This window comes from Aliiroseovarius sp. PTFE2010, from assembly GCF_049943335.1.
Taxonomy (GTDB): Bacteria; Pseudomonadota; Alphaproteobacteria; order Rhodobacterales; family Rhodobacteraceae; genus JBNFVY01.
In genome coordinates this window covers 84395-107571 of record NZ_JBNFVY010000008.1, presented here as the reverse complement: position 1 = coordinate 107571, position 23177 = coordinate 84395, and the positions used below count along the sequence as shown (strand labels likewise).

The 23177-nt window shown below is 62.3% G+C and carries 22 protein-coding genes; 13 read left to right on the top strand and 9 right to left on the bottom strand.

What is annotated here, in order from left to right; all coding sequences use genetic code 11:
- Both ACP2AV_RS12035 and ACP2AV_RS12030 read right to left on the bottom strand, forming a co-directional pair.
- The coding region (locus ACP2AV_RS12035; protein ID WP_426372977.1) for a PmbA/TldA family metallopeptidase at window positions 1-251 on the bottom strand (251 nt) is incomplete at its 3' end.
- Between the two features lie 51 nt (window positions 252-302).
- Window positions 303-1802, bottom strand: coding sequence for a hypothetical protein (locus ACP2AV_RS12030; protein WP_426372976.1), 1500 nt, complete (start codon window positions 1800-1802; stop codon window positions 303-305).
- Window positions 1803-1931: 129 nt separating this feature from the next.
- Here ACP2AV_RS12030 and ACP2AV_RS12025 point away from each other — a divergent pair, with 129 nt between their 5' ends.
- Genes ACP2AV_RS12025 through ACP2AV_RS12015 form a run of 3 tightly spaced genes read left to right on the top strand, consistent with a single transcriptional unit; the run spans window position 1932 to window position 4518 of the window.
- Window positions 1932-2687: an SDR family oxidoreductase gene (locus ACP2AV_RS12025; RefSeq protein ID WP_426372975.1), complete on the top strand. Its 756-nt coding sequence runs from the start codon at window positions 1932-1934 to the stop codon at window positions 2685-2687.
- Complete coding sequence (locus ACP2AV_RS12020) at window positions 2684-3292, top strand: enoyl-CoA hydratase/isomerase family protein (protein ID WP_426372974.1); 609 nt, start codon at window positions 2684-2686, stop codon at window positions 3290-3292. The genes ACP2AV_RS12025 and ACP2AV_RS12020 overlap by 4 nt, the downstream gene beginning before the upstream one ends.
- A 44-nt stretch (window positions 3293-3336) precedes the next feature.
- On the top strand, window positions 3337-4518 hold the full coding sequence (locus tag ACP2AV_RS12015) for a TIGR03862 family flavoprotein (protein ID WP_426372973.1): 1182 nt from the start codon (window positions 3337-3339) through the stop codon (window positions 4516-4518).
- Here the strand turns inward: ACP2AV_RS12015 and holA are convergent.
- From holA to ACP2AV_RS11995, 4 genes are all read right to left on the bottom strand, one after another.
- Window positions 4515-5540, bottom strand: a complete 1026-nt coding sequence (gene holA / locus ACP2AV_RS12010) for a DNA polymerase III subunit delta (RefSeq protein WP_426372972.1) — start codon at window positions 5538-5540, stop codon at window positions 4515-4517. The genes ACP2AV_RS12015 and holA overlap by 4 nt on opposite strands.
- Window positions 5537-6013, bottom strand: a complete 477-nt coding sequence (gene lptE, locus ACP2AV_RS12005; RefSeq protein ID WP_426372971.1) for an LPS assembly lipoprotein LptE — start codon at window positions 6011-6013, stop codon at window positions 5537-5539. Before lptE ends, holA begins: the two co-directional genes overlap by 4 nt.
- Window positions 6000-8552, bottom strand: a complete 2553-nt coding sequence (leuS, locus tag ACP2AV_RS12000; protein ID WP_426372970.1) for a leucine--tRNA ligase — start codon at window positions 8550-8552, stop codon at window positions 6000-6002. Before leuS ends, lptE begins: the two co-directional genes overlap by 14 nt.
- A 74-nt stretch (window positions 8553-8626) precedes the next feature.
- Complete coding sequence (locus ACP2AV_RS11995; RefSeq protein ID WP_426372969.1) at window positions 8627-9121, bottom strand: DUF3576 domain-containing protein; 495 nt, start codon at window positions 9119-9121, stop codon at window positions 8627-8629.
- Window positions 9122-9401: 280 nt separating this feature from the next.
- On the opposite strand from ACP2AV_RS11995, the gene ACP2AV_RS11990 reads away from it, so the two are divergent.
- Window positions 9402-10259, top strand: a complete 858-nt coding sequence (locus tag ACP2AV_RS11990; protein WP_426372968.1) for a porin — start codon at window positions 9402-9404, stop codon at window positions 10257-10259.
- Window positions 10260-10359: 100 nt separating this feature from the next.
- On the top strand, window positions 10360-11013 hold the full coding sequence (locus tag ACP2AV_RS11985; protein ID WP_426372966.1) for a YggS family pyridoxal phosphate-dependent enzyme: 654 nt from the start codon (window positions 10360-10362) through the stop codon (window positions 11011-11013).
- On the opposite strand, the gene ACP2AV_RS11980 is transcribed toward ACP2AV_RS11985, so the two are convergent.
- Window positions 11004-11495 (bottom strand): L,D-transpeptidase family protein, encoded by a 492-nt coding sequence (locus ACP2AV_RS11980; protein ID WP_426372984.1) that lies wholly within the window; start codon window positions 11493-11495, stop codon window positions 11004-11006. The genes ACP2AV_RS11985 and ACP2AV_RS11980 overlap by 10 nt on opposite strands.
- A gap of 32 nt (window positions 11496-11527) precedes the next feature.
- Window positions 11528-12616 (bottom strand): GTP cyclohydrolase II, encoded by a 1089-nt coding sequence (gene ribA / locus ACP2AV_RS11975; RefSeq protein WP_426372965.1) that lies wholly within the window; start codon window positions 12614-12616, stop codon window positions 11528-11530.
- Between the two features lie 161 nt (window positions 12617-12777).
- Between ribA and ACP2AV_RS11970 the strand changes: the two genes are divergently transcribed.
- From ACP2AV_RS11970 to ACP2AV_RS11950, 5 genes are all read left to right on the top strand, one after another.
- Window positions 12778-13464 (top strand): response regulator transcription factor, encoded by a 687-nt coding sequence (locus ACP2AV_RS11970; RefSeq protein ID WP_426372964.1) that lies wholly within the window; start codon window positions 12778-12780, stop codon window positions 13462-13464.
- A gap of 227 nt (window positions 13465-13691) precedes the next feature.
- Window positions 13692-14480, top strand: a complete 789-nt coding sequence (locus tag ACP2AV_RS11965; RefSeq protein ID WP_426372963.1) for an exodeoxyribonuclease III — start codon at window positions 13692-13694, stop codon at window positions 14478-14480.
- 53 nt (window positions 14481-14533) lie between these two features.
- A complete protein-coding gene (gene trxA / locus ACP2AV_RS11960; RefSeq protein WP_426372962.1) occupies window positions 14534-15442 on the top strand; it encodes a thioredoxin in 909 nt (302 codons plus the stop codon).
- Between the two features lie 26 nt (window positions 15443-15468).
- Window positions 15469-16110: an LON peptidase substrate-binding domain-containing protein gene (locus tag ACP2AV_RS11955; RefSeq protein ID WP_426372961.1), complete on the top strand. Its 642-nt coding sequence runs from the start codon at window positions 15469-15471 to the stop codon at window positions 16108-16110.
- On the top strand, window positions 16110-16292 hold the full coding sequence (locus ACP2AV_RS11950) for a Trm112 family protein (protein WP_426372960.1): 183 nt from the start codon (window positions 16110-16112) through the stop codon (window positions 16290-16292). Before ACP2AV_RS11955 ends, ACP2AV_RS11950 begins: the two co-directional genes overlap by 1 nt.
- Here the strand turns inward: ACP2AV_RS11950 and ACP2AV_RS11945 are convergent.
- Complete coding sequence (locus ACP2AV_RS11945; protein WP_426372959.1) at window positions 16289-17545, bottom strand: UbiH/UbiF/VisC/COQ6 family ubiquinone biosynthesis hydroxylase; 1257 nt, start codon at window positions 17543-17545, stop codon at window positions 16289-16291. The genes ACP2AV_RS11950 and ACP2AV_RS11945 overlap by 4 nt on opposite strands.
- Before the next feature lie 47 nt (window positions 17546-17592).
- Here ACP2AV_RS11945 and ACP2AV_RS11940 point away from each other — a divergent pair, with 47 nt between their 5' ends.
- The 3 genes from ACP2AV_RS11940 (at window position 17593) to ACP2AV_RS11930 (ending at window position 23133) form a co-directional block, all read left to right on the top strand.
- Window positions 17593-18921, top strand: a complete 1329-nt coding sequence (locus ACP2AV_RS11940; protein WP_426372958.1) for an amidase — start codon at window positions 17593-17595, stop codon at window positions 18919-18921.
- Window positions 18922-19055: 134 nt separating this feature from the next.
- Window positions 19056-20237 carry an aminotransferase class I/II-fold pyridoxal phosphate-dependent enzyme gene (locus ACP2AV_RS11935; RefSeq protein WP_426372983.1) on the top strand — a complete coding sequence of 394 codons (1182 nt, stop codon included), beginning with the start codon at window positions 19056-19058 and terminating at the stop codon, window positions 20235-20237.
- Between the two features lie 13 nt (window positions 20238-20250).
- Complete coding sequence (locus ACP2AV_RS11930) at window positions 20251-23133, top strand: DNA translocase FtsK 4TM domain-containing protein (RefSeq protein WP_426372957.1); 2883 nt, start codon at window positions 20251-20253, stop codon at window positions 23131-23133.
- Window positions 23134-23177: the final 44 nt, after the last annotated feature.

Below are 23177 nucleotides of genomic sequence, written 5' to 3'. Positions count from 1 at the left end.
ACGGCGCGCGCCGCCATATCGTCGATGGTCTGTTGCTTGGTGTCCGAGGCCGACACGCAGGCCTGCTTTTGGCCGACAAGAACACGGATTCCGATATCGGTGCTTTCGGATCGTTCGGCATCTTCCAGTTGCCCCGCGCGCACCCCCACCGACACCGATGTGCCCGACACCGCGATTGCGTCCGCGCTATCGGCGCCGGCCTTGCGGGCCGCATCGACCAGCGCCTGTGTCAAATTGGCTAAACTATCCATTCGTCTTTCCCTGACCGTTCCCGCATCCCGTCGCGCGCTGGCTTTGTGGCCTCAGCGCAGAGGTTGCCCGTTCGCGGTGATGCCGCCATTTTGTTCAAATTCGATTTGCGAAGTATAGCTGTCAGCGCCCTCGGCGGGCACTGCATACGTGCCCAGCATCACCGTCGCCATTGTCCCGAACTGGATCGGCAGCAGCCCGGCCACCTGCAGCTTTTCGATCAGCCCCTGCACGCCCTGGGCCGACACCGACACCGCGCCGACCGGCACCGGGACGGGCGCGTCGTCGGCCTGTTGGAATTCCACCTCGCCCTGCGCTTCGATCCGCGCGCCAAGGGCATCCAGCACCAGGGATGTCAGCGTTGCGCTGTCCATATCGATCGGCATCGCGCCCGCGGCGTCCGCTTCGGCCATCGATCGCGGATCCATCAGGTCGGCCGTCCAGGCCCCTTTGGCCGCAAGATCAACGCTCAGATCGGCCGGGTCGCGCGGCAGGGCCTGTCCCGGATCGAAGATGGCCCAGACCGTTTCGTCCAGCGCAACCTGCCCGATCCGCAGTGTCAGGCCCATGTCGCGCGGCGTGTCGGTCTGCACCAGGGGCATGCGCAAACCGAAATCGGCGACTTCGGCTGACCCGGACAACGGGGGCAGGCCCCCCGTCAGTACGGAAAACGCGTTGCCGCGTGTGGTGACGTCATATCCGACCACACCGTCCCGCAGGTCCAGGTTGAACGCCAGGGCCTGGTTGGCAAATTCCAACGCAAATGATCCCCCGCCGCTGTCGGACACCATCGACATCGTGGACGGGCCCAGCCCATAGGCCGCCGTCAGCCCGTTCGGGTTGCGCATCATCGCGTCAAACCCGTTGCCGTCCCCCGCCGGGGGCAGGACCGCGGTGCTTTCAAAGCTGAAATCGCTGCCGGTGAAATCCACGCGCAGGTCCGCCGCCCCTTCGGGCGCTTCGGTGGCCATGTTTGCCGCATAGGATTCGGCTGACCCTGTGGTCTGCAGATGCATGTCCTGACCCTGCATTTCGGCGATCGCTTGGGATGTGAAACCGGACAGCGTCATGGTGCTCAGCTGCGCCATCGGGGTCAGGTCGGTCGCCGCCACCTTGGTTTCGCTGACCACCTGGTCGGCGCCCATGTCATAGACGATGCGCCCCGCCTCGCCCGAGGCGATCATGCCCAGCCCCGAAAACGTCACCAGGCCCGTGTTTTGCGCCAAAAGTTCGTCGTCGATGCGGGTTTGGGTGGTGAGGCGGATCGCCGGTTCGATTTCGATGGCCACGGTGCCGTCGCCCTGTCCGACCAGACGCAGCTGTTCAATTTCGCTCACGCTGCGGCTGGGGCCGATCTGGAACACCAGGCTCAGCCCGTCCACGACCAGCGTGTCCCCCGATTGGGTCTGATCGGCGACGACCACGGACATGCCCACGCGTTCAAGGCTGCCGGAAAGGTTGTCCCAGACCTGTTGGGGTGTAACGTCAGCAAAGCCGGGCATCGCAAAAGTTGCGGCCATGGCAGCGGAAATGAGAGCAGTAAAGCGGGTCATTCGGCGTGTCCTGAAAATGGTTCGCCCGCACTCTCTGCTGCGCGCTTGGCAAGGTCAAGGACTGGTCACCGCCTTGCAGGGGCACTAAGAGTCGGTTCCAACAACCCACACAAGCGCGCAGAGGGGGCCATGTCGGATATGCAATCAAAGACAGTCATGATCACGGGGGCCAGCCGCGGGATCGGCGCGGCGGCGGCGCGGGCCTTTGCCGGCGCGGGTGCGAATGTCGTCCTGATCGCGCGCAGCGAAGACGCCATTGCCGAACTGGCCGGGGAAATCGGCCCCAAGGCGCTGGCAATCCCCTGCGACATCAGCCGCTACTGGGAAGTCGACGCGGCCGTTGCGGCGGCGGTCGAAACATTCGGTGCGCTGGACGTGCTGATCAACAACGCCGGCGTGATTGACCCGATTGCACGTCTCGACGCGTCGGACCCTGACGATTGGTCCAAGGCGATCGATATCAATCTCAAGGGGGTCTATAACGGCATCCGCGCGGCCTTGCCGGTGATGAAATCCGCCGGGCAGGGCACGGTCATCAACATATCGTCCGGCGCGGCCAGCAATCCCATCGAAGGTTGGAGCCATTATTGCGCGTCAAAAGCCGGCGCGCTGATGCTGACGCGGATGCTCGACACCGAAGAACGTGAAAACGGTATCCGCGCCCTGGGCTTGTCGCCGGGCACCGTGGCCACGCAGATGCAGCGCAAGATCAAGGCCTCGGGCATCAACCCGGTCAGCAAACTTGACTGGTCCGATCACGTGCCCCCCGAATGGGTCGCCGCTGCGCTGATCTGGATGTGCAGCCCTGACAGCGACGATTTTCTGGGCCGCGATGTGTCCCTGCGCGACGATGCGATTCGCGCCAAACTGGAGTTACCCTCATGATCCGTTTTGACCGTAGCGATGCGCTCTGGACTGCAACCCTCGACCGGCCCGAAAAGGCCAATTCGCTGACCCTGGACATGCTGACGGATCTGGCCGATTTCGCGACCGAAGCAAAGGGCAAGGCCAAGGTCTTCGTGCTGACCGGCACCGGCAAGGTGTTTTCCGCCGGCGCCGATCTGGACATGGTGCGCGCCGGCCTTGCGACATCGGACGTGTGGGAACGCCTTTCGGGCGCCATTGCCGATCTGCCCTGCCTGACCATTGCCGCGCTGAACGGCACGCTGGCGGGCGGCGCATTCGGCATGACGCTGGCATGCGATCTGCGCATCGCCGTGCCCGACGCCCGGTTCTTCTACCCGGTCATGAAGCTGGGCTTTCTGCCGCAGCCCTCGGATCCGCGCCGCCTTGCCGCGCTGGTCGGGCCGTCACGGGCCAAGCTGATCTTGATGGCGGGGCAAAAGATCACCGCGCCGGACGCGCTGGAAATGGGGCTGATCGACCGTATCGTTCAACGCGATGCGCTGGTCGATACGATTGGCGAATTGTCCGCCGATGCCTTGTCCGCCACGCCTAGCCACGTGGCAGGGATCAAGGCACTGATCTAGCGCCTGCGCGCCGGGCAAGGTGATGGACGGGCAAGGTGATGGACATGAGCGATCTGGAACAACCCGCTGTCGTGGTGATCGGGGCAGGGCCCGCTGGCCTGATGGCGGCCGAAACGCTGGCCGATGCCGGCCACGCGGTCACCGTGGCCGAAGCCAAACCGTCGCCGGGCCGCAAATTCCTGATGGCCGGCAAAAGCGGGTTGAACATCACCAAGGCCGAACCGAGTTCGGATTTTGTGGCGCATTTTGATACCAAGATAACAAAATGGCCGGAAATCATTTCCGAATTTGACAACGCGGCGGTGCAGGTCTGGGCCGAAACCCTGGGGCAACAGCTTTTCACCGGCTCGAGCGGGCGCGTCTTTCCCAAGGTCATGAAAGCCTCGCCGCTGCTGCGCAACTGGCTGACCCGGCTGGCGGGTAAGGGGGTCGATCTGCAGCGCAACTGGCACTGGCAGGGCTGGCAGGGGGGCGCTTTGCGTTTTGAAACCCCCGCCGGGCCGCGCCTGCTGACACCACGCGTCACCGTTCTTGCGCTTGGCGGCGCCAGTTGGCCGCGGCTGGGTTCGGACGCCGCCTGGGTGCCATGGCTGGCCGAACGCGGCGTGACGATCACCCCCTTTGCGCCGTCCAACGCGGCCCTGTCGGTGGACTGGTCGGCGCATATGGCAAAACATTTCGGTGCGCCGTTGAAATCCGTCGCCTTGCGCGCCGGCCCGGCCTTGTCGCGCGGCGAGGTGACGATCACCGCCAAGGGCATCGAAGGGGGCGGCATCTATCCGCTTTCGGCCGCGATCCGTGACGGCGCCGCGCTGCACGTCGATCTGTTGCCCGACCTGACGCTCGATACCGTCCGCGCCCGCCTGTCGCGCCCCCGCGGCAAGGCCACGCTGAGCACACATCTGCGCAAGTCCCTGGGTCTGCCGCCGGTCAAGATCGCGCTGATCAATGAATTCGCACGCCCGCTGCCGGATGATCTTGCGCCGATCCTCAAGGCGCTTCCCATTCGCCAATCGGGGCTGCAATCGATCACCCACGCCATATCGTCGGCCGGCGGCATCGCGCCCGATGCGCTGAACGAATCGCTGATGTTGCGGGCGCTGCCGGGTGTGTTCGCGGCGGGTGAAATGCTGGATTGGGACGCGCCGACGGGCGGATACCTGATTTCCGGTTGCCTTGCGTCGGGGCGGGCCGCCGGGCGCGGCGCGGCGCAGTACCTGGCTTAGCGCCGCCCCAGCATCGCCACGCGGATCAGGGTGCGTTCCATCACCGCCATTTGCGGCGCGGTCTGACCGCCTGATCGCAGTTGCAGATCCGTATCGGTCAGCATTTGCAGCGCCTGTTCAAGCTTGTACATGCCCCATGCCTGCGCCTGACGCACCATGCGATCCCGGCGGGGGCCGAAAACCGGCGGGCGAAGCCGCCCGATGCCTTGCCCCGGCCCGCCCGGATCGGCTGCGGCGGCATGCAATTGACGAAAGTGGCGCGTCGCCCCGATCACCAGGCCCACGGGTTGCTGGCCCTGGCCTTCCAGCCGCGCCATCAATGGCCCGATTTCGTCTGTGCGGGACTCGGCCACCACGTTCAGCAGGTCGTCGATCACCGCTTCATGGGTGGCGGGCGCACAGTTCAGAATGTCCTGCGTGCTCACATCGCTGTCGTCGCCCCACTTGTACAGCGCCAGTTTTTCCAGCGTCTGGCGGAAATCGCCCGCAGACAGTTCGCGCGCCAGCACGGTCAGGTCTTCCATCGCGCCGCGTGCAAAGCGGGTCAGCCCGGCCCGCGCCAGTTCAGCTTCGATGTCGTCGCGGCTGGGCGGATCGTCATAGAGTCCGACGCTAAAGGCGTTGCGGTGCTCTTCGAAGGCCTTGCGCAGTTTGGATTTCGCCGTCAGCGATCCGGCCGTCACCACGATCTGCGCATCGCCCTCGCGCCATTGGGCCAGCGCCGATTTGATCGTGTCGGCCAAGCCGTCGGTTGCATCTTCGACAAAGGCGGCGCGCGGGCCGGGGAAAAACCCCTGCGCCTTGATCGCATCCAGCAGCAGCGCGCCATCCTTGCGCAGCTCGGCCGCGGGGATACGTGTCAGGCGCATTTCCTCTTCGGCGGATTTGCCCAGCAGCGCGGCCAGGAATTCCTGCCGCTTCATCGCAACCCGCATGGCATCGCCGCCGAAAATCAACAGGCCGGTCTTGCCCGGATCGGGTTTGGCGAAATAGCGTGACGCGTCGCGTGCGGCCAGTTTCATCGCGCCAGATCCGCGACCAGCCGGGTCACGATCCGATCAGCCAGAATGACCATCAGCCGTTCTTCGGCGTCGCGCGTTGCGGTCAGCGTGGATGTGGTCGACCCGGTTGCCGCATAGGCGGTAAAGCTTCGCACCACGCCGTCGTGCACCGTTTGCCCGGCCCGATCGCTGAGCACGTAGGTCACAGTGCCGGTCAGATGATAGCGGGTGGTTTCCTGTTCGGGTGTGATGCCCACGGCGCGGCGCTGGGTTTCTATCGTATAGTTCAGATCATAGATCGGGCGCTCTGGCCGGCCCAGCCGCGATTCAAGCTGGCGCACCAGCGCGTAGGATGCCTGATCGTCCGGCGCGGCCACTGTCACCGCGCCCCGCAGCGCCGCCCCGCTGCCCGTCGGCCCATAGGCCGGGGTGAAGCCGCAGGCGCCAAGCGCCAACAGCGACAGCGCAACGATTCGGCGGTTAAATGACGACATTCACGATACGCCCCGGCACAACGATCACCTTTTTCGGCGCGCGACCTTCCAGCGCCTTGACCACAGCATCGTCGGCCAGCGCCAGATTTTCAACCTGATCCTTGGGCATGTCCTTGGGCACGTCGATTTCGGATTTGCGCTTGCCGTTGATCTGGATCGGCAGGGTCACGGTGTCTTCGACCAGCAGCGCTTCGTCTGCAACGGGCCAGGGCGCGCTGGCCACCAACCCTTCGCCGCCTAGCATATGCCAGATTTCTTCGGCCAGATGCGGCGTCATGGGCGACATCAACTGGGCCAACACCTTCATCGCGGCCTTTTTGGCGCTGTCGCTGGCCTTGGCCTTCTGGATCGCGTTGGTAAACCCATAAAGCTTTGCAATTGCGGCATTAAAGCCAAAGCTTTCAATGCCGTTGGTCACGTCCAGGATGGCGCGTGCGGTGATCTTTTCCAGCGCCGCATCGGTGTCGCCGTCCGCCGCGTCGCGCAGGTCGTCGGCCATGCGCCAGACGCGCGACAGGTGCTTGTGCGCGGCTTCGGCCCCGGATGCGGTCCATTCCACATCGCGTTCAGGCGGGCTGTCGGACAGCACGAACCAGCGCGCGGTGTCGGCGCCGAATTCGGCGATGATGTTGACCGGATCGACCACGTTGTTCTTGGACTTGGACATCTTGGCCGACGGGGTGATCTGCACTTCGGTGCCGTCTTTCAGAAACCCCTTGCCGTCGCGCAGTTCGACTTCTTCGGGGTAGTGATAGACAGGCCGCCCGTCGGCGCTTTCGGTCTGATAGATCGCATGGGTGACCATGCCTTGGGTGAACAGCGCGTCGAATGGTTCGCGCGATTTGTCGGGCAGATGGCCGCAGACATTCATCGCGCGCGCGAAAAAGCGGGAATAGAGCAGGTGCAGAATCGCGTGTTCGATCCCGCCGATATATTGATCCACGTTCATCCAGTAATCGGCGTCTTCGGCCACGGTGGGCGTGGACGCGTGCGGGCTGGTGAAACGCGCATAGTACCAGGACGAATCGACGAACGTGTCCATCGTGTCGGTTTCGCGCCGGGCGGGTGCGCCGCAGGCCGGGCAGGTACAGTCGCGCCAGGTCGGGTGACGGTCCAGCGGGTTGCCCGGCACGTCAAAGCTGACGTCCTTGGGTAATTCGATCGGCAGGTTTTCCTTTTTCTCGGGCACCACGCCGCAAGCGTCGCAGTGAACCACCGGAATCGGGCAACCCCAATAGCGCTGACGGCTAAGCCCCCAGTCGCGCAGGCGGAATTTCGTCACGCTCTGGCCGACGCCCTGAGATTCGCAAAAGTCGACGGCGGTTTCGACACCCTCTTCGCCGGTCTGAACGGCGTCGCCGGCGAAGCCGCGGATGTAGCGGACCTTTTCGGTTCTGGGCGGCACAAAGGCTTCGGTCAGCTCGGTAGGGGTGGGGGCGTCGTGCGGCGCGAACACGGCTTTGATCGGTAGGCCGTATTTGGTGGCAAATTCGAAATCGCGCTGGTCATGCGCGGGGCAGCCGAAAATCGCGCCGGTGCCGTAGTCCATCAGGATGAAATTGGCGATGTAGACCGGCAATTCCCAAGCTGTATCAAAGGGATGACGCACGCGCAGGCCGGTGTCAAAGCCCAGCTTTTCGGCCTTTTCCAGCGCTTCTTCGGTGGTGCCACCCTGGCGCGCGATGGCGCAGAATTCCGCCACGCGCGGGTCCGAACGTTCCAGTTCCTTTGCCAGCGGATGATCCGGCGAAATACCCACAAAAGATGCGCCCATCAACGTGTCGGGCCGGGTGGTATATACCTCGACCCGGTCGTGGCCGTGCGGCCCGTCGATCAGCGAAAAGGCAAATTGCAGCCCGCGCGACTTGCCGATCCAGTTGCGCTGCATCGCGCGCACCTTTTCGGGCCAGTCGTCCAGGGCGTCGATCGATGCCAACAGGTCGTCGGCATAGTCCGAGATCTTGAAGAACCACTGGGTCAGTTCGCGCCGCTCGACCGGCGCCCCCGAGCGCCAGCCGCAGCCGTCGATCACCTGTTCATTGGCCAGAACGGTCATGTCCACCGGGTCCCAGTTGACCACCGCGTTCTTGCGATAGACCAGCCCTTTGTCCAGGAAATCCAGGAACATAGCCTGTTGCTGGCCGTAATATTCGGGATCGCAGGTCGCGAATTCACGGCTCCAGTCCAGCGACCAGCCCATCGGTTTCATCTGCGCCTTCATGTCGGCGATGTTCTGATAGGTCCAGTCGGCCGGGTGCCCGCCCGATGCCATCGCGGCGTTTTCGGCCGGCATCCCGAACGCGTCCCAGCCCATCGGGTGCAGTACCGCATGGCCCGTGCTGGACTTGTAGCGCGCCACCACGTCGCCCATCGTGTAGTTGCGCACGTGCCCGATGTGGATGCGCCCCGACGGATAGGGGAACATCTCAAGCACATAGTACTTGGGTTTCGAATCGTCGCGCTTGGAGGTGAAAATTCCGGCCTCGTCCCAGGCGGTCTGCCAATTCGGCTCGATCTCGGCAGGAATATAGCGGCTCATGTCTGGTCCTTCGGGAAGTGAAAACGCCGGGCGAATGGCCCGGCGCGTGTGATAATTGCAATGAGGCGTCGGGTCTAGAGCCGGGATTCGGCGCTGCGCAATTGGCGCGCACGCGTCAGGATCGCATCTTCGACCGCGCGCACGGTGGCCGGGTCTACAGCGGCGTTGCGTGTATAGAGTGACAGGTTCAGCGATCGCGCATCCAGCGCCGGGTCGGTGATATAGACGACCGCGCGATAGGCACGCCCCCCGCCCGGCGGCGTGCCAAAGCCCGTGACAATCACCCCGGTGAACGGATCGGCGTTGGTGACCGGCAGAAAACCCAGCACATCCAACGTGGCCGTCCAGATGTATTTCGATACGCCGACGGTGGTGTTGGGGTTGTCCGACGGGCTGAACAGATCGAACAGGCCCTGGCCTTCGGCATCGATCGGGGCGCCCAATGTATCCAGTTCATTCGATTTGGGCAGCGAGGCCGTGGTATTCGGCGCCAGGCCGTTTTCACACCCGCTCAGGACAAGCGGGCCAGCCAAGGCTGCGATTATCAGTGCTCGAACCGGTTTGATCATTCTCTCGCTCCCACGCCCGCGTTGGGGCGAATTAGTATCCAAGCCTAGGGGCACCGACAACCCATTGTTATCGGGGCGGCCGCAAACCCGTGGCAGGACCATGTCATTTTGGCGCCCAAACTGCGTTGTGACAAGTTTGCATCAATACCTACCAAGTTCATTTGCCGGGTCAGGGCGGCGCTTGCATTAGGCGGGGGAAAGCGGGAAATACCCTCCCATACTCAATTCATGTTTTCCTTGGATTGAGGTGCACCTTTGAACTCTAATGAGGGAAAACAAGATGAAAAAGGTTCTTTTGACCGCTTCGGCTCTGTCGCTGCTCGCTGGCGCCGCCGTTGCTGACGTTTCCGTAGGTGGAGACGCACGCTTTGGTTTGAAATACGACGATGGCAATGCTGACGAAACGTCGGTAATCCAGCGTGTTCGCGTTCACTTCAACATGTCGACTGAAACTGACGCTGGCCTGACATTCGGCGCTCGCGTTGGTCTGGACTCGCGTTCGGAAGAAGGCGTTGCTGTTGGTGCCAACGGCAGCAACTTCCGCAAACTGCACTCGACTGTCATGATCTCGGGCATGGGCTTCGAAGCGGCGTTGGGTAACTCCAACGGTGCTGTCGTTGACATCGTTGGTCTGTGGGACGGTGGTCTTGGTTTCGACGCCACTCTGGCACGTCAAAACCTGACCGGCGGCTTCGACACTGATGACGAATCGAACCAGACCCTGCAGGTTGGTTACTCGTTCGGCGATTTCTCGATCGCTGCTTCGTCCCAGGTTGCTGGCGACACGTCGACTGAATTCGCTGCTGAATACTCGGCAAACGGTATCACCGTTGCTGCTGGTGGCGACGACGACGACAACTGGGCCGTTTCGGGTTCCTACGCTTCGGGTGACTTCGTTGTTGGTGCCATCTTCCGTGACGGCGACGTCACCGGCGAGCAGTTCCGCGTTTGGGGCAACTACTCGATGGGCGCCACCAAGATCGGCGCTGTCTACACCGACATGGGTGACAGCATCGGCGAAACTTACGCAATCGGCGTTGCTCACTCGCTGGGCGGCGGTGTGACTGCACACGCTGGTATCGGCGAAGGCGTCGACGGCGACACCGAAGCACAGCTGGGCTTCACCATGGGCTTCTAATCCTAACGGATTATTGTCTAGGGAAAGGGCGGGTCTTTGGACCCGCTCTTTTCTTTTTGGCGGACATGGTGTGTAACCGAAACCCAAAAGGGACCCCGCCATGTCGCTGAACGATATTCAGAACCGTATCGCGGCCACGTGCCAGCGTGTGGGCCGAGACGCAGATTCGGTCCGGCTGGTCGCCGTGTCCAAAGTCCAGCCGAACGACCGGGTCGAAGCGGTCTTGCAGCAAGGCCATCGCCTGTTCGGTGAAAACAAGGTGCAAGAGGCCGCCGGCAAATGGCCCGATTTTCGCGCCCGCTTTCCCGGCGTCACGCTGCACCTGATTGGCCCGCTGCAAACCAACAAGGCCCGGCAAGCGATGCAACTGTTCGATGTGATCGAAACGGTGGATCGCCCCAAGCTGGCCCGCACCATCGCCCGGATCGCCCAAGAAGAAGGCCACTGCCCCGACCTGATGATCCAGGTCAACACCGGCGAAGAGCCGCAAAAGGCCGGTGTTCTGCCCGCCGACGCCGACGCCTTTATCGCCGAGTGTCGGGATCTGGGCCTGCCGATCATCGGCCTGATGTGCATTCCCCCCGCCGACGAAGAGCCGTCGCTGCATTTCGCGTTGCTGGCCAAGATCGCGGCGCGCAACGATCTGCCTGACCTGTCGATGGGAATGAGCGCCGATTTCGAAACCGCGATCGGCCAGGGCGCCACCTATGTGCGCGTCGGCTCGGCGATCTTTGGCGATCGCGACTACGGCTGACGCAGGATGATTCGGCTGCGCGGGGTCCAGCGCGCCAAGATCCAGTCCAGATGATCGGGGCGAAACGCCAGACATCCGGCCGTGGGGCGGCGCGGCCCGCGCCAGCAATGCACGAAAATCGCGGATCCTTTGCCCGGGGCAGCGCCGGGCCAGTTCCAGTCTGTCACGATCACCACGTCATACAGCCCATCGCCCCGCCGCAGCCGTTCGTGCGACGGCCCATAGGGCGCGCGCACGGCGTGGTTATAGGCGGGCGCGCCGGGATCGTCCGACCATAAATCGCCCGCCCGCACGGGGCGCATCGCAAATGGCGCGCCCGGCGCCGCCCGCCGGTCGGCCCGATAGCCGCCGCACATCATTCGCCACACACCCAAGGGGGTGGCGCCGTCGCCCTCGCGCTTGTCGTTGGTCATGCCGGCGCGTCCGATGGCCACCGGGAATCGGCGCCCCGCAAACCGCGCGCCCCAGCGGGTGACCACCATATCTGCGCGCCGCGCAACCATGGCGCACGTGGTCACAACAGGTGCCCGGATTTCTTTGCCTTGGTATCCAGATAGGCCGCGTTCAGCGGGTTCAGACCGACTTTCAGCGGCACCCGGCGCCGCACCTGGATCCCCTGCGCTTCGATCATGCCGACCTTGCGGGGGTTGTTCGTCAGCAGATCCACCGCGCCAAACCCCATGTTTTTCAGCAGCGCCGCGCCTATGCGAAAGTCGCGCTCGTCATCCTCGAATCCCAAGCGGTGGTTGGCCTCGACCGTGTCAAACCCCTGATCCTGCAACGAATAGGCGCGCATCTTGTTGGCCAGGCCAATGCCGCGCCCTTCCTGGTTCAGGTAGAGCAGAACGCCTGCGCCCTCCTCGCCCATCTGGGCCAGCGCCGCGCGCAACTGGGGGCCGCAATCGCATTTCAGACTGCCCAGCACATCGCCGGTGAAACAGGCCGAATGCAGCCGCGTCAGCACCGGCTTGTCGCGGTCGGGATGACCGATTTCGATGGCGTAATGCTCTTCGCTGCCGTCCTGGGGGCGGAACACATGCACCCGGCCCGCCTTTGATGCTTCGATCGGGACGCGCGCCGCGGCCACCGCCGACAACGGCGACAGCGCCCCGGCCAGCGTTGCGACATCGCCCAAGGGCAACAGCGACAGCGCATGGGCATTGGCCAATTGCGTCGGGTGATCCACCGGCACCACCAGCGCCGCGGGCAACAGATGCGCCGACTTGGCAAGTTGGAGCGCCGCACGCGCCGGAATCGTGTCGCCATCGCGCCAGCTTTGCAGCGGCCCCTTCATCGGGTGCGTCAGATCGTCCGCCGGATCGGCAACGGCCGCAACCCAGCCCGCATCGGCATCACGGGGCAGGGCGATTCGCGCAAGATCGCCGTCATAAACGCGCGCTTTCAGCGTTTCGGCCCGGCGTGCGGTGATCGCCAGCGCCACGTCGCCCAGGGCCCGCAGATCGGCCAGTCTTTCGTCGGACACCGCTTCCGAGGCCAAAATGACCGCCCCGCCGCCATGTCCTGCCAACACAACCGGCAGCCCCAGGCGCAGGTCGGCGCGGGCGCGGGCAAGACGTTCGACGGGTGTGGGGCTCAGGCTCATGCGGTTTTCCTTTCAGACCCGTTCCATGTAGCGATCTTTGCAGCATTTTGAAACATTTGGTGCGCAGGCCACACGGTTGCGTGAGCGATCTGCAGCAAATCTTGTCGGATCGGTGATGGCTCCTCACATCGGTGTCAGATCTGAACAACGGAGGCATGCAAATGGCCACCCTGAAAAAAATTCTGCTGGTCGATGATGACGACGACCTGCGCGAGGCGTTGAGCGAACAACTTGTCATGACCGAAGACTTCGACGTCTTCGAAGCCGACAGCGGCGCCAGCGCGATGGAAAAGGTCAAGGACGGGATCTACGATCTGGTGATTCTTGACGTTGGGCTGCCCGACACAGACGGGCGCGAGCTGTGCAAGCGCATGCGCAAATCCGGTGTCAAATGCCCGGTCCTGATGCTGACGGGCCATGACAGCGACGCCGATACCATCCTGGGTCTGGATGCCGGCGCGAATGACTATGTGACCAAGCCGTTCAAGTTCCCGGTGCTGCTGGCGCGTATCCGGGCCCAGCTGCGTACCCATGAACAATCTGAAGACGCGGTGTTCCAACTGGGCCATTACACGTTCAAGCCGGCGATGAAGATGCTGATGACCGAGGACGACAAGAAAATCCGCCTGACGGAAAAAGAAACGAACATCCTCAAGTTCCTTTATCGCGCCCCCGATGGCATCGTGCCGCGCGATGTGCTGCTGCACGAGGTTTGGGGATACAACGCCGGGGTCACGACGCACACGCTTGAAACCCACATTTACCGCCTGCGCCAAAAGATCGAACCCGATCCGTCGAACGCGCGGCTGCTGGTGACGGAATCCGGCGGATACCGTCTGGTGGCGTGACGAATTGGGGCGGGCGCCTGGTGCGGTCCGTCCCGTTTTTTGTGCGATTTTCTGCGCATTTCCGGCACCAGACGTGTGCCCGACATTTTGCCCGACAGATGTCCGACGCTTCGCAGACAGGTTGCAGACGCGTTGCCGACGCATAGCCGACGGGCGATTTTGGCCATTGGCTGGCGGTTTGCGGGCGATCGGTCTAGGGTCGCCACACCTGATTTTCGGAGGCGCAGATGACATTCAAACTGGCGACATGGAACATCAATTCGGTCCGCCTGCGCGAGCCCATCGTGCTCAAGCTACTGGCCCAAGAATCACCCGATATTCTGTGCCTGCAGGAATGCAAATCGCCGGTCGAAAAAATCCCTTTGGATGGCTTTCGATCGCTGGGCTATCAGCACATCGTGGCGCGCGGCCAAAAAGGGTACAACGGCGTTGCGATCCTGTCGAAACTGCCGCTGAAAGACGTCGGTGGGGTGGATTATGCCGCGCTGGGCCATGCCCGCCACGTGGCCGCGCAACTTGAAAACGGGGTGACGATCCACAACTTTTACGTCCCCGCGGGGGGCGACAAACCCGACCGCGACATCAACGAAAAGTTTGGCCAAAAGCTGGATTACCTGACCGAAATGCGCGACGCCTTTCATGTGGATAAGCCGGAAAAATCCATACTTGTCGGGGATTTGAACATCGCCCCGCGCGAAGATGATGTCTGGAATCACAAAAGCCTGCTCAAGATCGTCAGTCACACGCCGGTCGAAGTTGACCACCTGGGCGCAGCGCAAGATGCGGGCGGCTGGGTCGATATCACCCGTCAGGATATTCCGCAGGGCCAGCTCTATAGCTGGTGGTCGTACCGGGCACGCGATTGGGATGCCGCCGACAAGGGCCGCAGGCTGGATCATATCTGGGCCACGGACGACATCTCGAATTCGGGTCATTCCAGCCATATTTTGCGCGACGCGCGCGGATGGGAAAAACCCAGCGACCACGCCCCCGTTTTCGCCACCTTCGACCTTTAAAAACCGCCCCGTAGGGCGCATATATGCAGCAACCGGAATGATAGGAGGCCCCGATGCTTGAACTCGGACAGACCCCGCCCGCTGAAGACCTGATCAAAGACAGTTCGGAAGCGACCTTCATGCAAGACGTCATCGAAGCCTCGAACGATGTGCCCGTCATCGTCGATTTCTGGGCCCCGTGGTGCGGTCCGTGCAAAACCCTTGGCCCGGCCCTGGAAGCAGAGGTCAAAGCGGCCCGCGGCGCGGTCAAGATGGTCAAGGTCAATGTCGACGAAAACCAACAGATTGCGTCCCAGATGCGGGTCCAGTCGATCCCGACGGTCTATGCGTTTCACAAGGGTCAGCCCGTGGACGGGTTCCAAGGGGCAGTGCAAGGTTCAGAAATCAAACGCTTTATTGAGGGTCTGTTGAAGCTGTCTGACGGCGACGCCAGTGGCGGGTTGGATGACGCGGTTGCGGCGGCCGAAGAAATGTTGGCGGCGGGCGCCGCTGCCGACGCACAGGCGACGTTCGCTGCCATTCTGGAAGAAGACCCGATGAACGCGGCCGCGTTTGGCGGCATGGCGCGGGCGTATTTGGCGCTGGACCAGGTGGATCAGGCCGAAGCGGTCCTGAACGGCGCACCGGCCGAATTGCACGGCGCCCCGGAAATCGAAGCGGCACATGCCCAGCTGACTTTGGCGCGCCAGGCCGCAGACGCCGGGCCGTTGACCGACCTGCGCGAAAAGGTCGACGCCGATCCGACAGACATGCAGGCCAAGCTGGACCTGGCCACCGCCTTGCATGCTGCCGGCCAGACCGAAGAGGCTGTGGATTTACTTCTTGCCGCTTTCCAGCAAGATCGTGACTGGAACGATGGTGCGGCCAAGACCCAGCTTTTCACCATTTTCGATGCGTTGCCTGCAAACGATCCGATCATCCTGAACGGGCGCAGGAAACTGTCGTCGATCATATTTGCCTGATTGGACGGGCGGGCTAGGTCATGGCCATGTTCCGTTCCTCTGATCTTCCCGGGACGATCCCCGTATTCCCGCTGCCTGGGGCACTTTTGTTGCCCCGCGCGCGGTTGCCGCTGCATCTGTTCGAACCACGTTATCTGCAGATGTTCGAAGATGTGCTGAAAACCCCTGGCCGCTTGATTGGCATGATACAGCCCTTGCCAGATGGGCCCGGCGCCACGCCGCGCCTGCATCAGATCGGCTGCGCAGGGCGCATCACCGCCTTTTCGGAAACCGAAGACGGGCGCTACATGATCACGCTGACCGGGATATCCCGGTTCCGGGTCAAGCACGAGATCGAAGGGTTTTCCCCCTACCGGAACTGCGCCGTCAGTTGGGACGGGTTTGATGCGGATCTGGGCAAACCCGAGCACGATCCGGGGTTTTGCCGCGACACATTTCTGGACCTTTTGAAAAAGTACTTCGCGCAAGAAGAGCTGGACACCGACTGGGACAGCATGCGCGACGCCGACGATGAAATCCTGATCAATTCACTGTCCATGCTTTGCCCCTTTGATCCCGAAGACAAGCAAGCGTTGCTCGAAGCGCCCAGTCTTTCCACGCGTCGCGAAACGCTGGTCACGCTGTTGAAATTCGCGCTACACGGCGGCACCAATGACGAGGTGATGTGATGTCCGAAGAAAATACATTTGACCGCAAGATGCTCGAAGCTTTGGTGTGCCCACACACCCAAGGCGTTCTGTCCTTTGACGCGGAAAAGCAGGAACTGGTTTCAAAAGCTGCGCATCTGGCCTATCCGATTCGCAACGGGATCCCGATCATGCTGGTCGATGAGGCGCGCAAGCTGGACTAGATTGCGCGGCCCTGTAGCAGCAGGGGCAAGTCGCCAATCAGCCCCGCGCTTTCGCGCATGGCCGTGCGCCGCAAGCCGGGCAGCCCGTTGACGATGCCCATCCCGATATCGCGTGCCGCGCGCAAGAGCGGGTTATCGTTGGAAAACATCTTGTTGAACGTGTCCGTGGCCAGCGCCAGCGTCGCCGTGTCAAAGCGGCGCCATTGCTGATAACGCTCAAGCACATTGATCATGCCGATATCTTCGCCGCGGCGGTGGGCAAGCACTAACACCTCGGCCAACGCGGCCACATCCTTGAGGCCTGCGTTCAGGCCCTGCCCGGCAATGGGGTGCATCCCATGGGCGGCGTCCCCGACAAGTGCGACGCGGTTTGTCACGAAACGATTGGCGATCGTGATGTTCAACGGGTAGCTGAACCGCTTGCCAGCCAGGCTGATCTGGCCAAGAAACGCGCCGAACCGCGGGCGCAGGACTGAAAGATATTCTTCATCTGACATCGACATGATGCGCGCTGCGTTGTCGTCTGTTTCTGTCCAGACGATTGAACTCTGGTTGCCTGGCAGGGGCAGGATCGCAAGCGGCCCGGATGGCAAAAAGAACTGGTGCGCGGTTCCATTGTGGGGCCGTTCGTGCGCAATGGCGCAGACCAACGCGGTCTGACCATAGCTCCAGCCGGTGCGCTTGATCCCTGCGCGCGCGCAGGTGCCCGACGCGCGTCCATCGCATCCCACCAGCACTTTGCCGCGCACGGTATCGCCATTGGTCAAGGTCACGACGGCGGTATCGCTTGTGTCTTGCGCAGACACTGTCCCTTGTAGGGTCGTGATCAACGGGTGCGCGGCGATCGCGTCCAGTAGGGCGTGGCGCAAGAACCGGTCTTCGACCATCTGGCCCAAATGGCCGCTGTCCAGTTCGGCTTCGTCGAATTCGACCAGAAAGGGACCGGCCCCTTGGCCCGGCTTTCCATCGCTGACCTGCACGTGGGTGATGGGTTGCGCGTTTTCACTGACTTCAGGCCAAATACGGATAGCGCGGAGCAAGTTGACCGAACTGTGCGACAGCGCGTAGCCGCGCCCGTCAAACGTGTCCTCGTTCCGCACGTCGGCGGGCAACGCGTCGATCACGACAGAACGCAGCCCGTGTTGGGCCAGCGCCAAAGCCAGGGCTGGCCCGTTCAGCCCGCCGCCGACAATCACGATATCCGAATGGGTTTCCATGTCGCCCAATATGGCCTTCGGTGCGGGATTGTCCATGCGCTGTCCTGACGCTACCGTGCCCACCAAGCAAGGGCGGGGTAGGCATGAGCGAACGTTGGCTGAACATGACCATGGCCGATCTGGGGCGCGGCATTGATGCGGGCGAAATTGACCCGTTGGCATTGGCGCAAAGCTATCTGGATGCGATCACCGCGCATGAGATGACACCGCGAATCTACGCGCGCCTGACCGAAGATCGCGCGATAGCCGAGGCGCAGGGTGCAAGCGTCCGGGCCAAATACGGGCAGCGCCGGTCGCACTTGGATGGCGTCCCCCTGTCATGGAAAGACCTGTTCGACACACAGGGCGTGGCGACCGAGGCCGGGTCTGCGTTGTTGGCGGGACGTATCCCGTCAGCCGACGCGCGTGTTCTGCGTCAGGCCACCTTGGCGGGCACGGTGTGTCTGGGCAAAACACATATGTCCGAACTGGCGTTTTCCGGGCTGGGGTACAATCCGGTGACGCAAACTTCGCCCTGCGTGCATGATATCGACGCGGTGGCAGGGGGGTCGTCGTCGGGCGCGGCGGCGTCCGTCGCCTTTGGGCTTGCGCCCGGTGCCATCGGTTCGGACACCGGTGGGTCCGTGCGGGTGCCTTCTGCTTGGAACGATCTGGTGGGGCTCAAGACGTCGGCAGGGCTTTTGTCTTTGGACGGCGTGGTGCCTCTGGCCGATAGCTTTGACACGGTCGGCCCGCTCTGTCGCAGCGTCGAAGACTGTGCCTTGGCGTTGTCGGTATTATCCGGCGCGCCCGCCCCGGATCTGCGCGGCGCGGACCTGGACGGCATGCGTTTTGCGCAGCTGAACACAGTTGCGATGGACGATCTGCGCCCTGAACCCGCGCAGGCCTATGCCGATACGGTTGCACGATTGCGGGCCAAGGGGGTCACGATCACGCAAATCGACGTTCCCGAAGTGGCCGAGGCATTTCCCCTGGCCGGCATCCTTTACACGGCCGAAGCCTACGGGATCTGGCGCGATACCATTGAGGGCGCGCCGGACAAGATGTTCCCTGAAATCCTTGCGCGGTTTCGTGCCGGCGCTGACTTTGGTGCGGTCGAACTGAGCCAGGCCTGGCACAAGTTGACAGATCTTCGCCGCGCATACCACGGCGCGACCGCTGGTTTCGATGCGGTTATCATGCCGTCGGTCGCGAACATGCCGCCCGCGATGACGCGATTGGCCGACAGCGACACCTATGTGACCGAGAATTTGTTGGCCCTGCGCAATCCGCGTGTTGGAAACCTGATGGGGAACTGTGCGCTGACCATTCCCACCGGCGTGCCGTCCACGGGGATCATGCTGAATGCGCCGCCCCGATCCGAAGCGCGCTTGCTGCGCGTCGGGCGCGCCGTGGAACGCGCCTTGGCTTAAAAGCCACATTCGTCGGTACAGCGGAAAAACCGGCGCCTGACTTCTGGACCGAACTGCAGCACGCGGTTATCGTAGGTGAAAATCGGGGCAAAGACCCCTTCTGATGGCAGCACATACAGGCATTGAACGTGACACTGGCGTTCCCAGAGCGGTTTTCGAACCTGCCGGACTATGCGTTCCCGCGTTTGCGGGCGCTTTTGGCAGGCATTGCGCCGGGTGGCCCCGAGCGCAAGATGACTATTGGTGAGCCCAAGCACCCCTTTCCCCACTGGGTGCCGGACGTTATTGCGCAGAATTCACAAGGGTTTGGCTCTTATCCACCCAACAACGGCGCGCCAGAGTTGCTGAACGCGATCGCGAATTGGATCGACCGTCGCTATGGGGTCACCCGTGATCCGGAAACAGAACTCATGACCCTGAACGGCACGCGCGAAGGGCTGTTCAACGCGGCGCTGGCCCTTTCGCCAGAAACGAAATCGGGCAAGAAGCCTGTCGTTCTGATGCCGAACCCGTTTTATCAGGTCTATATGGTCGCGGCCCTGACCGCCGGGGCCGATCCGGTTTTCCTGCCCGCCGACAAAGACACCGGTTTTCTGCCGGACTTTGAATCTGTCCCTGCCGAAGTTCTGGACCGGACCACAATCGCTTACATCTGTTCACCGGCGAACCCGCAGGGCGCCATCGCTTCGCGCGAGTATTGGAAAACCTTGCTGGAGCTTGCCGAAACGCATGATTTTCGGGTGTTTGCGGATGAATGCTATTCTGAAATCTACCGCGCCGCGCCGCCGTGCGGTGCGATGGAGGTCGCCAAGGAAATCGGTGCGAACCCCGAGCGCCTTGTGGTCTTCAATTCCCTGTCCAAGCGGTCGAACCTGCCGGGCCTGCGATCGGGGTTCGTCGCATCGGGGCCCAGGAACATGGCCGCCATTCGCCAATTGCGCGCCTACGCTGGCGCGCCCATGCCCCTGCCGTTGCAGCGCGTCGCCGAGCGTGCGTGGGCCGATGAAACCCATGTCGACGCCTCGCGCGCCATGTACATCGAAAAATTCGATCTTGCGGATAAGGTGTTCGCAGGCATCGATGACGCGGCAGCCCCCGAGGGCGGATTTTTCATGTGGCTGCCGGTGCGTGACAGTGAACAAGCCACGATCAAGCTCTGGCGTGAAACGGGGGTTCAGGTTCTGCCGGGCGCCTATCTCAGCCGCGACGTGAACGGGAAAAATCCCGGCGCAAAGTATATCCGGGTCGCCTTGGTGGCCCCAAAACAAGAAACGCAGGACGCACTGATCCAGTTGCGTGACTGCCTCTACAATTGAGACGAGGGTAAACATGGCATCTTTTCCGGCGAGACAACGCGACCCGCTGTTCGACAGAAATACCCAAGCGATCTTGGAGGCCCGAACCAAGGAATTGTTCGGGCTGGGCTTGTTGGGGGTCGCGATTATTCTGGGAATGATCATCGGGTCGTATGATGCAGCCGACCCCAGCTGGCTGGCCGCCACGGATGAACCGGCCCGCAATCTGCTGGGCCGTTTCGGTGCATCGGTCGCGTCGCCTCTGTTTGTCATCGCCGGGTACGCCGCTTGGGGTATTGTCCTGATTTGTGCTGTCTGGGCCCTGCGTTTCATGACCCATCACGGCGCTGAACGGGCGCTGCCACGTGTCCTGTTCGGCCCGATCGCTGTCGCCATTGCCGCTGTGTACGCGGCCACACTGGTTCCGGGCGCAGGGTGGACCCATTCCTTTGGTCTGGGCGGCATGTTTGGCGAAACGGCACTTGGGGCGTTCCTGAATCTGCTTGGTGTCACGTCAGTATTCACGTTCAAACTGATTTCGGCGCTGCTTGCGGCGGCCACCGTAGCGATGTTTGCCTTTGTTCTTGGCTTTACCCGGTCAGAAATCGTACGCGGGCTGCGCTATGTTCTAGCGGGCATCGTGATGACCTATGCGGCCATCCGCCATGTTTTACGGCGCGGCGCCGCGATGTCGCTGCGTGCCCTCAGCGCCGGGATCAGCCAAGGTGCGCGTGCCATTTCGTCCTATCGCAGCATGCGGGCCGAGCGGCGTGATGCGCAGGCCCAAGTGGTTCAGGACCCCGCGCTGTCTGATGCACAGGCCGCGCGTGTCATGCGCCCCGAACCCCTGGTCGAGCCGACCGATCCGGCCGCAGATACCCTGGTTGAGCAGCCCGAATTGCAAAAGCCCGGCCTGTTGGCGCGCGTACCTTCGCTCTTGCGTCGCAACCCCGAGCCTGCGGCGGAACCGGAAAGCGCGCCCGAATTGGACGGGGATGACCGGATCAAGGCCAAGATTGCACATGTCATCAAATCGCGCAGCAATGCTCATGCACCCGGTGTCGTGCGCGACGAACCACCTTTGACGACCGCTGTTCGCAAGCATCGCAAAGGCCCTGATCCGATGATCCTGAACCACGGCCAAACCATGCCAGAGGACGTTGCACCGGTGACCGACACCGCCACAGCATTTGTGCCTCAGGACCTTGAAAGCGTCTCGCCATCCCCTGCACCAGAAACCGATGCGGTCCTTGAGCCAGAGGTGCAAACCCCGGTTCAGGTTCCGATCCAGCGGACTGCGCCCAAACCGGTCGTCCAACACGCGCCCCGCAAAGCAACCCAGCCGTCGCGAAAGGCGATTGCGGAAGCGCAGCCGGCACTGAATTTTGATGGTTCGGCCACCCAATATGATACGCCGCCGCTGTCGCTTTTGACCAACCCGGATCAGGTTGAGCGTCATCATCTGAGCGATGAAGCGTTGGAAGAAAACGCGCGGATGCTGGAAAGCGTGCTGGACGATTACGGCGTCAAGGGCGAAATCGTCAGCGTTCGTCCGGGCCCCGTGGTGACCATGTACGAACTGGAACCTGCACCGGGTCTGAAGGCCAGCCGCGTCATAGGTCTGGCCGATGATATCGCGCGTTCGATGTCTGCTTTGTCGACGCGTGTTTCCACCGTTCCGGGGCGCAGTGTGATCGGCATCGAACTGCCGAATGTGAACCGGGAAAAAGTTGTTCTGCGTGAAATTCTGGCGGCACGCGATTTTGGTGACGGCAACCAGAAACTGCCGCTGGCTCTTGGCAAGGATATTGGCGGCGACCCTATCGTCGCGAACCTTGCCAAAATGCCCCACCTTTTGATCGCGGGGACCACTGGTTCGGGTAAGTCCGTGGCGATCAACACGATGATCCTTTCGCTGCTTTACAAGCTGACCCCAGAAGATTGCCGGCTGATCATGATCGACCCGAAAATGCTGGAATTGTCGGTCTATGATGGCATCCCGCACCTTCTTTCGCCGGTTGTGACCGACCCGAAAAAAGCCGTCGTGGCGTTGAAATGGGTCGTGGCCGAAATGGAAGAGCGCTATCGCAAGATGTCCAAGATGGGCGTGCGCAACATCGATGGCTACAACAGCCGCGTGGCCGATGCTCTGTCCAAGGGCGAGATGTTCAGCCGCACCGTGCAAACCGGTTTTGATGAAGATACCGGAGATCCGATCTTTGAAACCGAAGAATTTCAGCCAGAAAAACTGCCCTATATCGTCGTTGTCGTCGACGAAATGGCGGATCTGATGATGGTCGCGGGCAAGGAAATCGAAGCCTGCATCCAGCGTCTTGCACAGATGGCGCGTGCCAGCGGTATCCATCTGATCATGGCCACGCAGCGCCCGTCGGTCGATGTGATCACCGGGACGATCAAGGCCAACTTCCCTACGCGGATTTCCTTCCAGGTGACATCGAAAGTCGACAGCCGGACGATCCTTGGCGAACAAGGCGCGGAACAACTGCTGGGCATGGGTGACATGCTGTATATGGCGGGCGGCTCGAAAATCATCCGCGTCCACGGACCCTTCGTGTCGGATGAAGAAGTTGAAGAGGTCGTCAACTGCCTCAAGGCGTATGGCCCCCCCGAATATGTCGGCGGCGTGGTCGAAGGCCCCGATAGCGGAAAAGAAGCCGACATTGATGCGGTGCTCGGGCTGAACACCGGCGGCAACACCGATATGGAGGACGCGCTCTATGACACGGCTGTTCAGATCGTCGTCAAGGATCGCAAGTGTTCGACATCCTACATCCAGCGCAAGCTGGCCATCGGTTACAACAAGGCCGCGCGTCTGGTTGAGCAGATGGAAGACAACGGCGTTGTCAGCGCGGCCAATCACGTCGGCAAGCGCGAAATCCTGGTGCCTGAACAATAAGGGCGCCTGAACGATAAGGTTCGGGGCGGTCTTGGACGCGACGC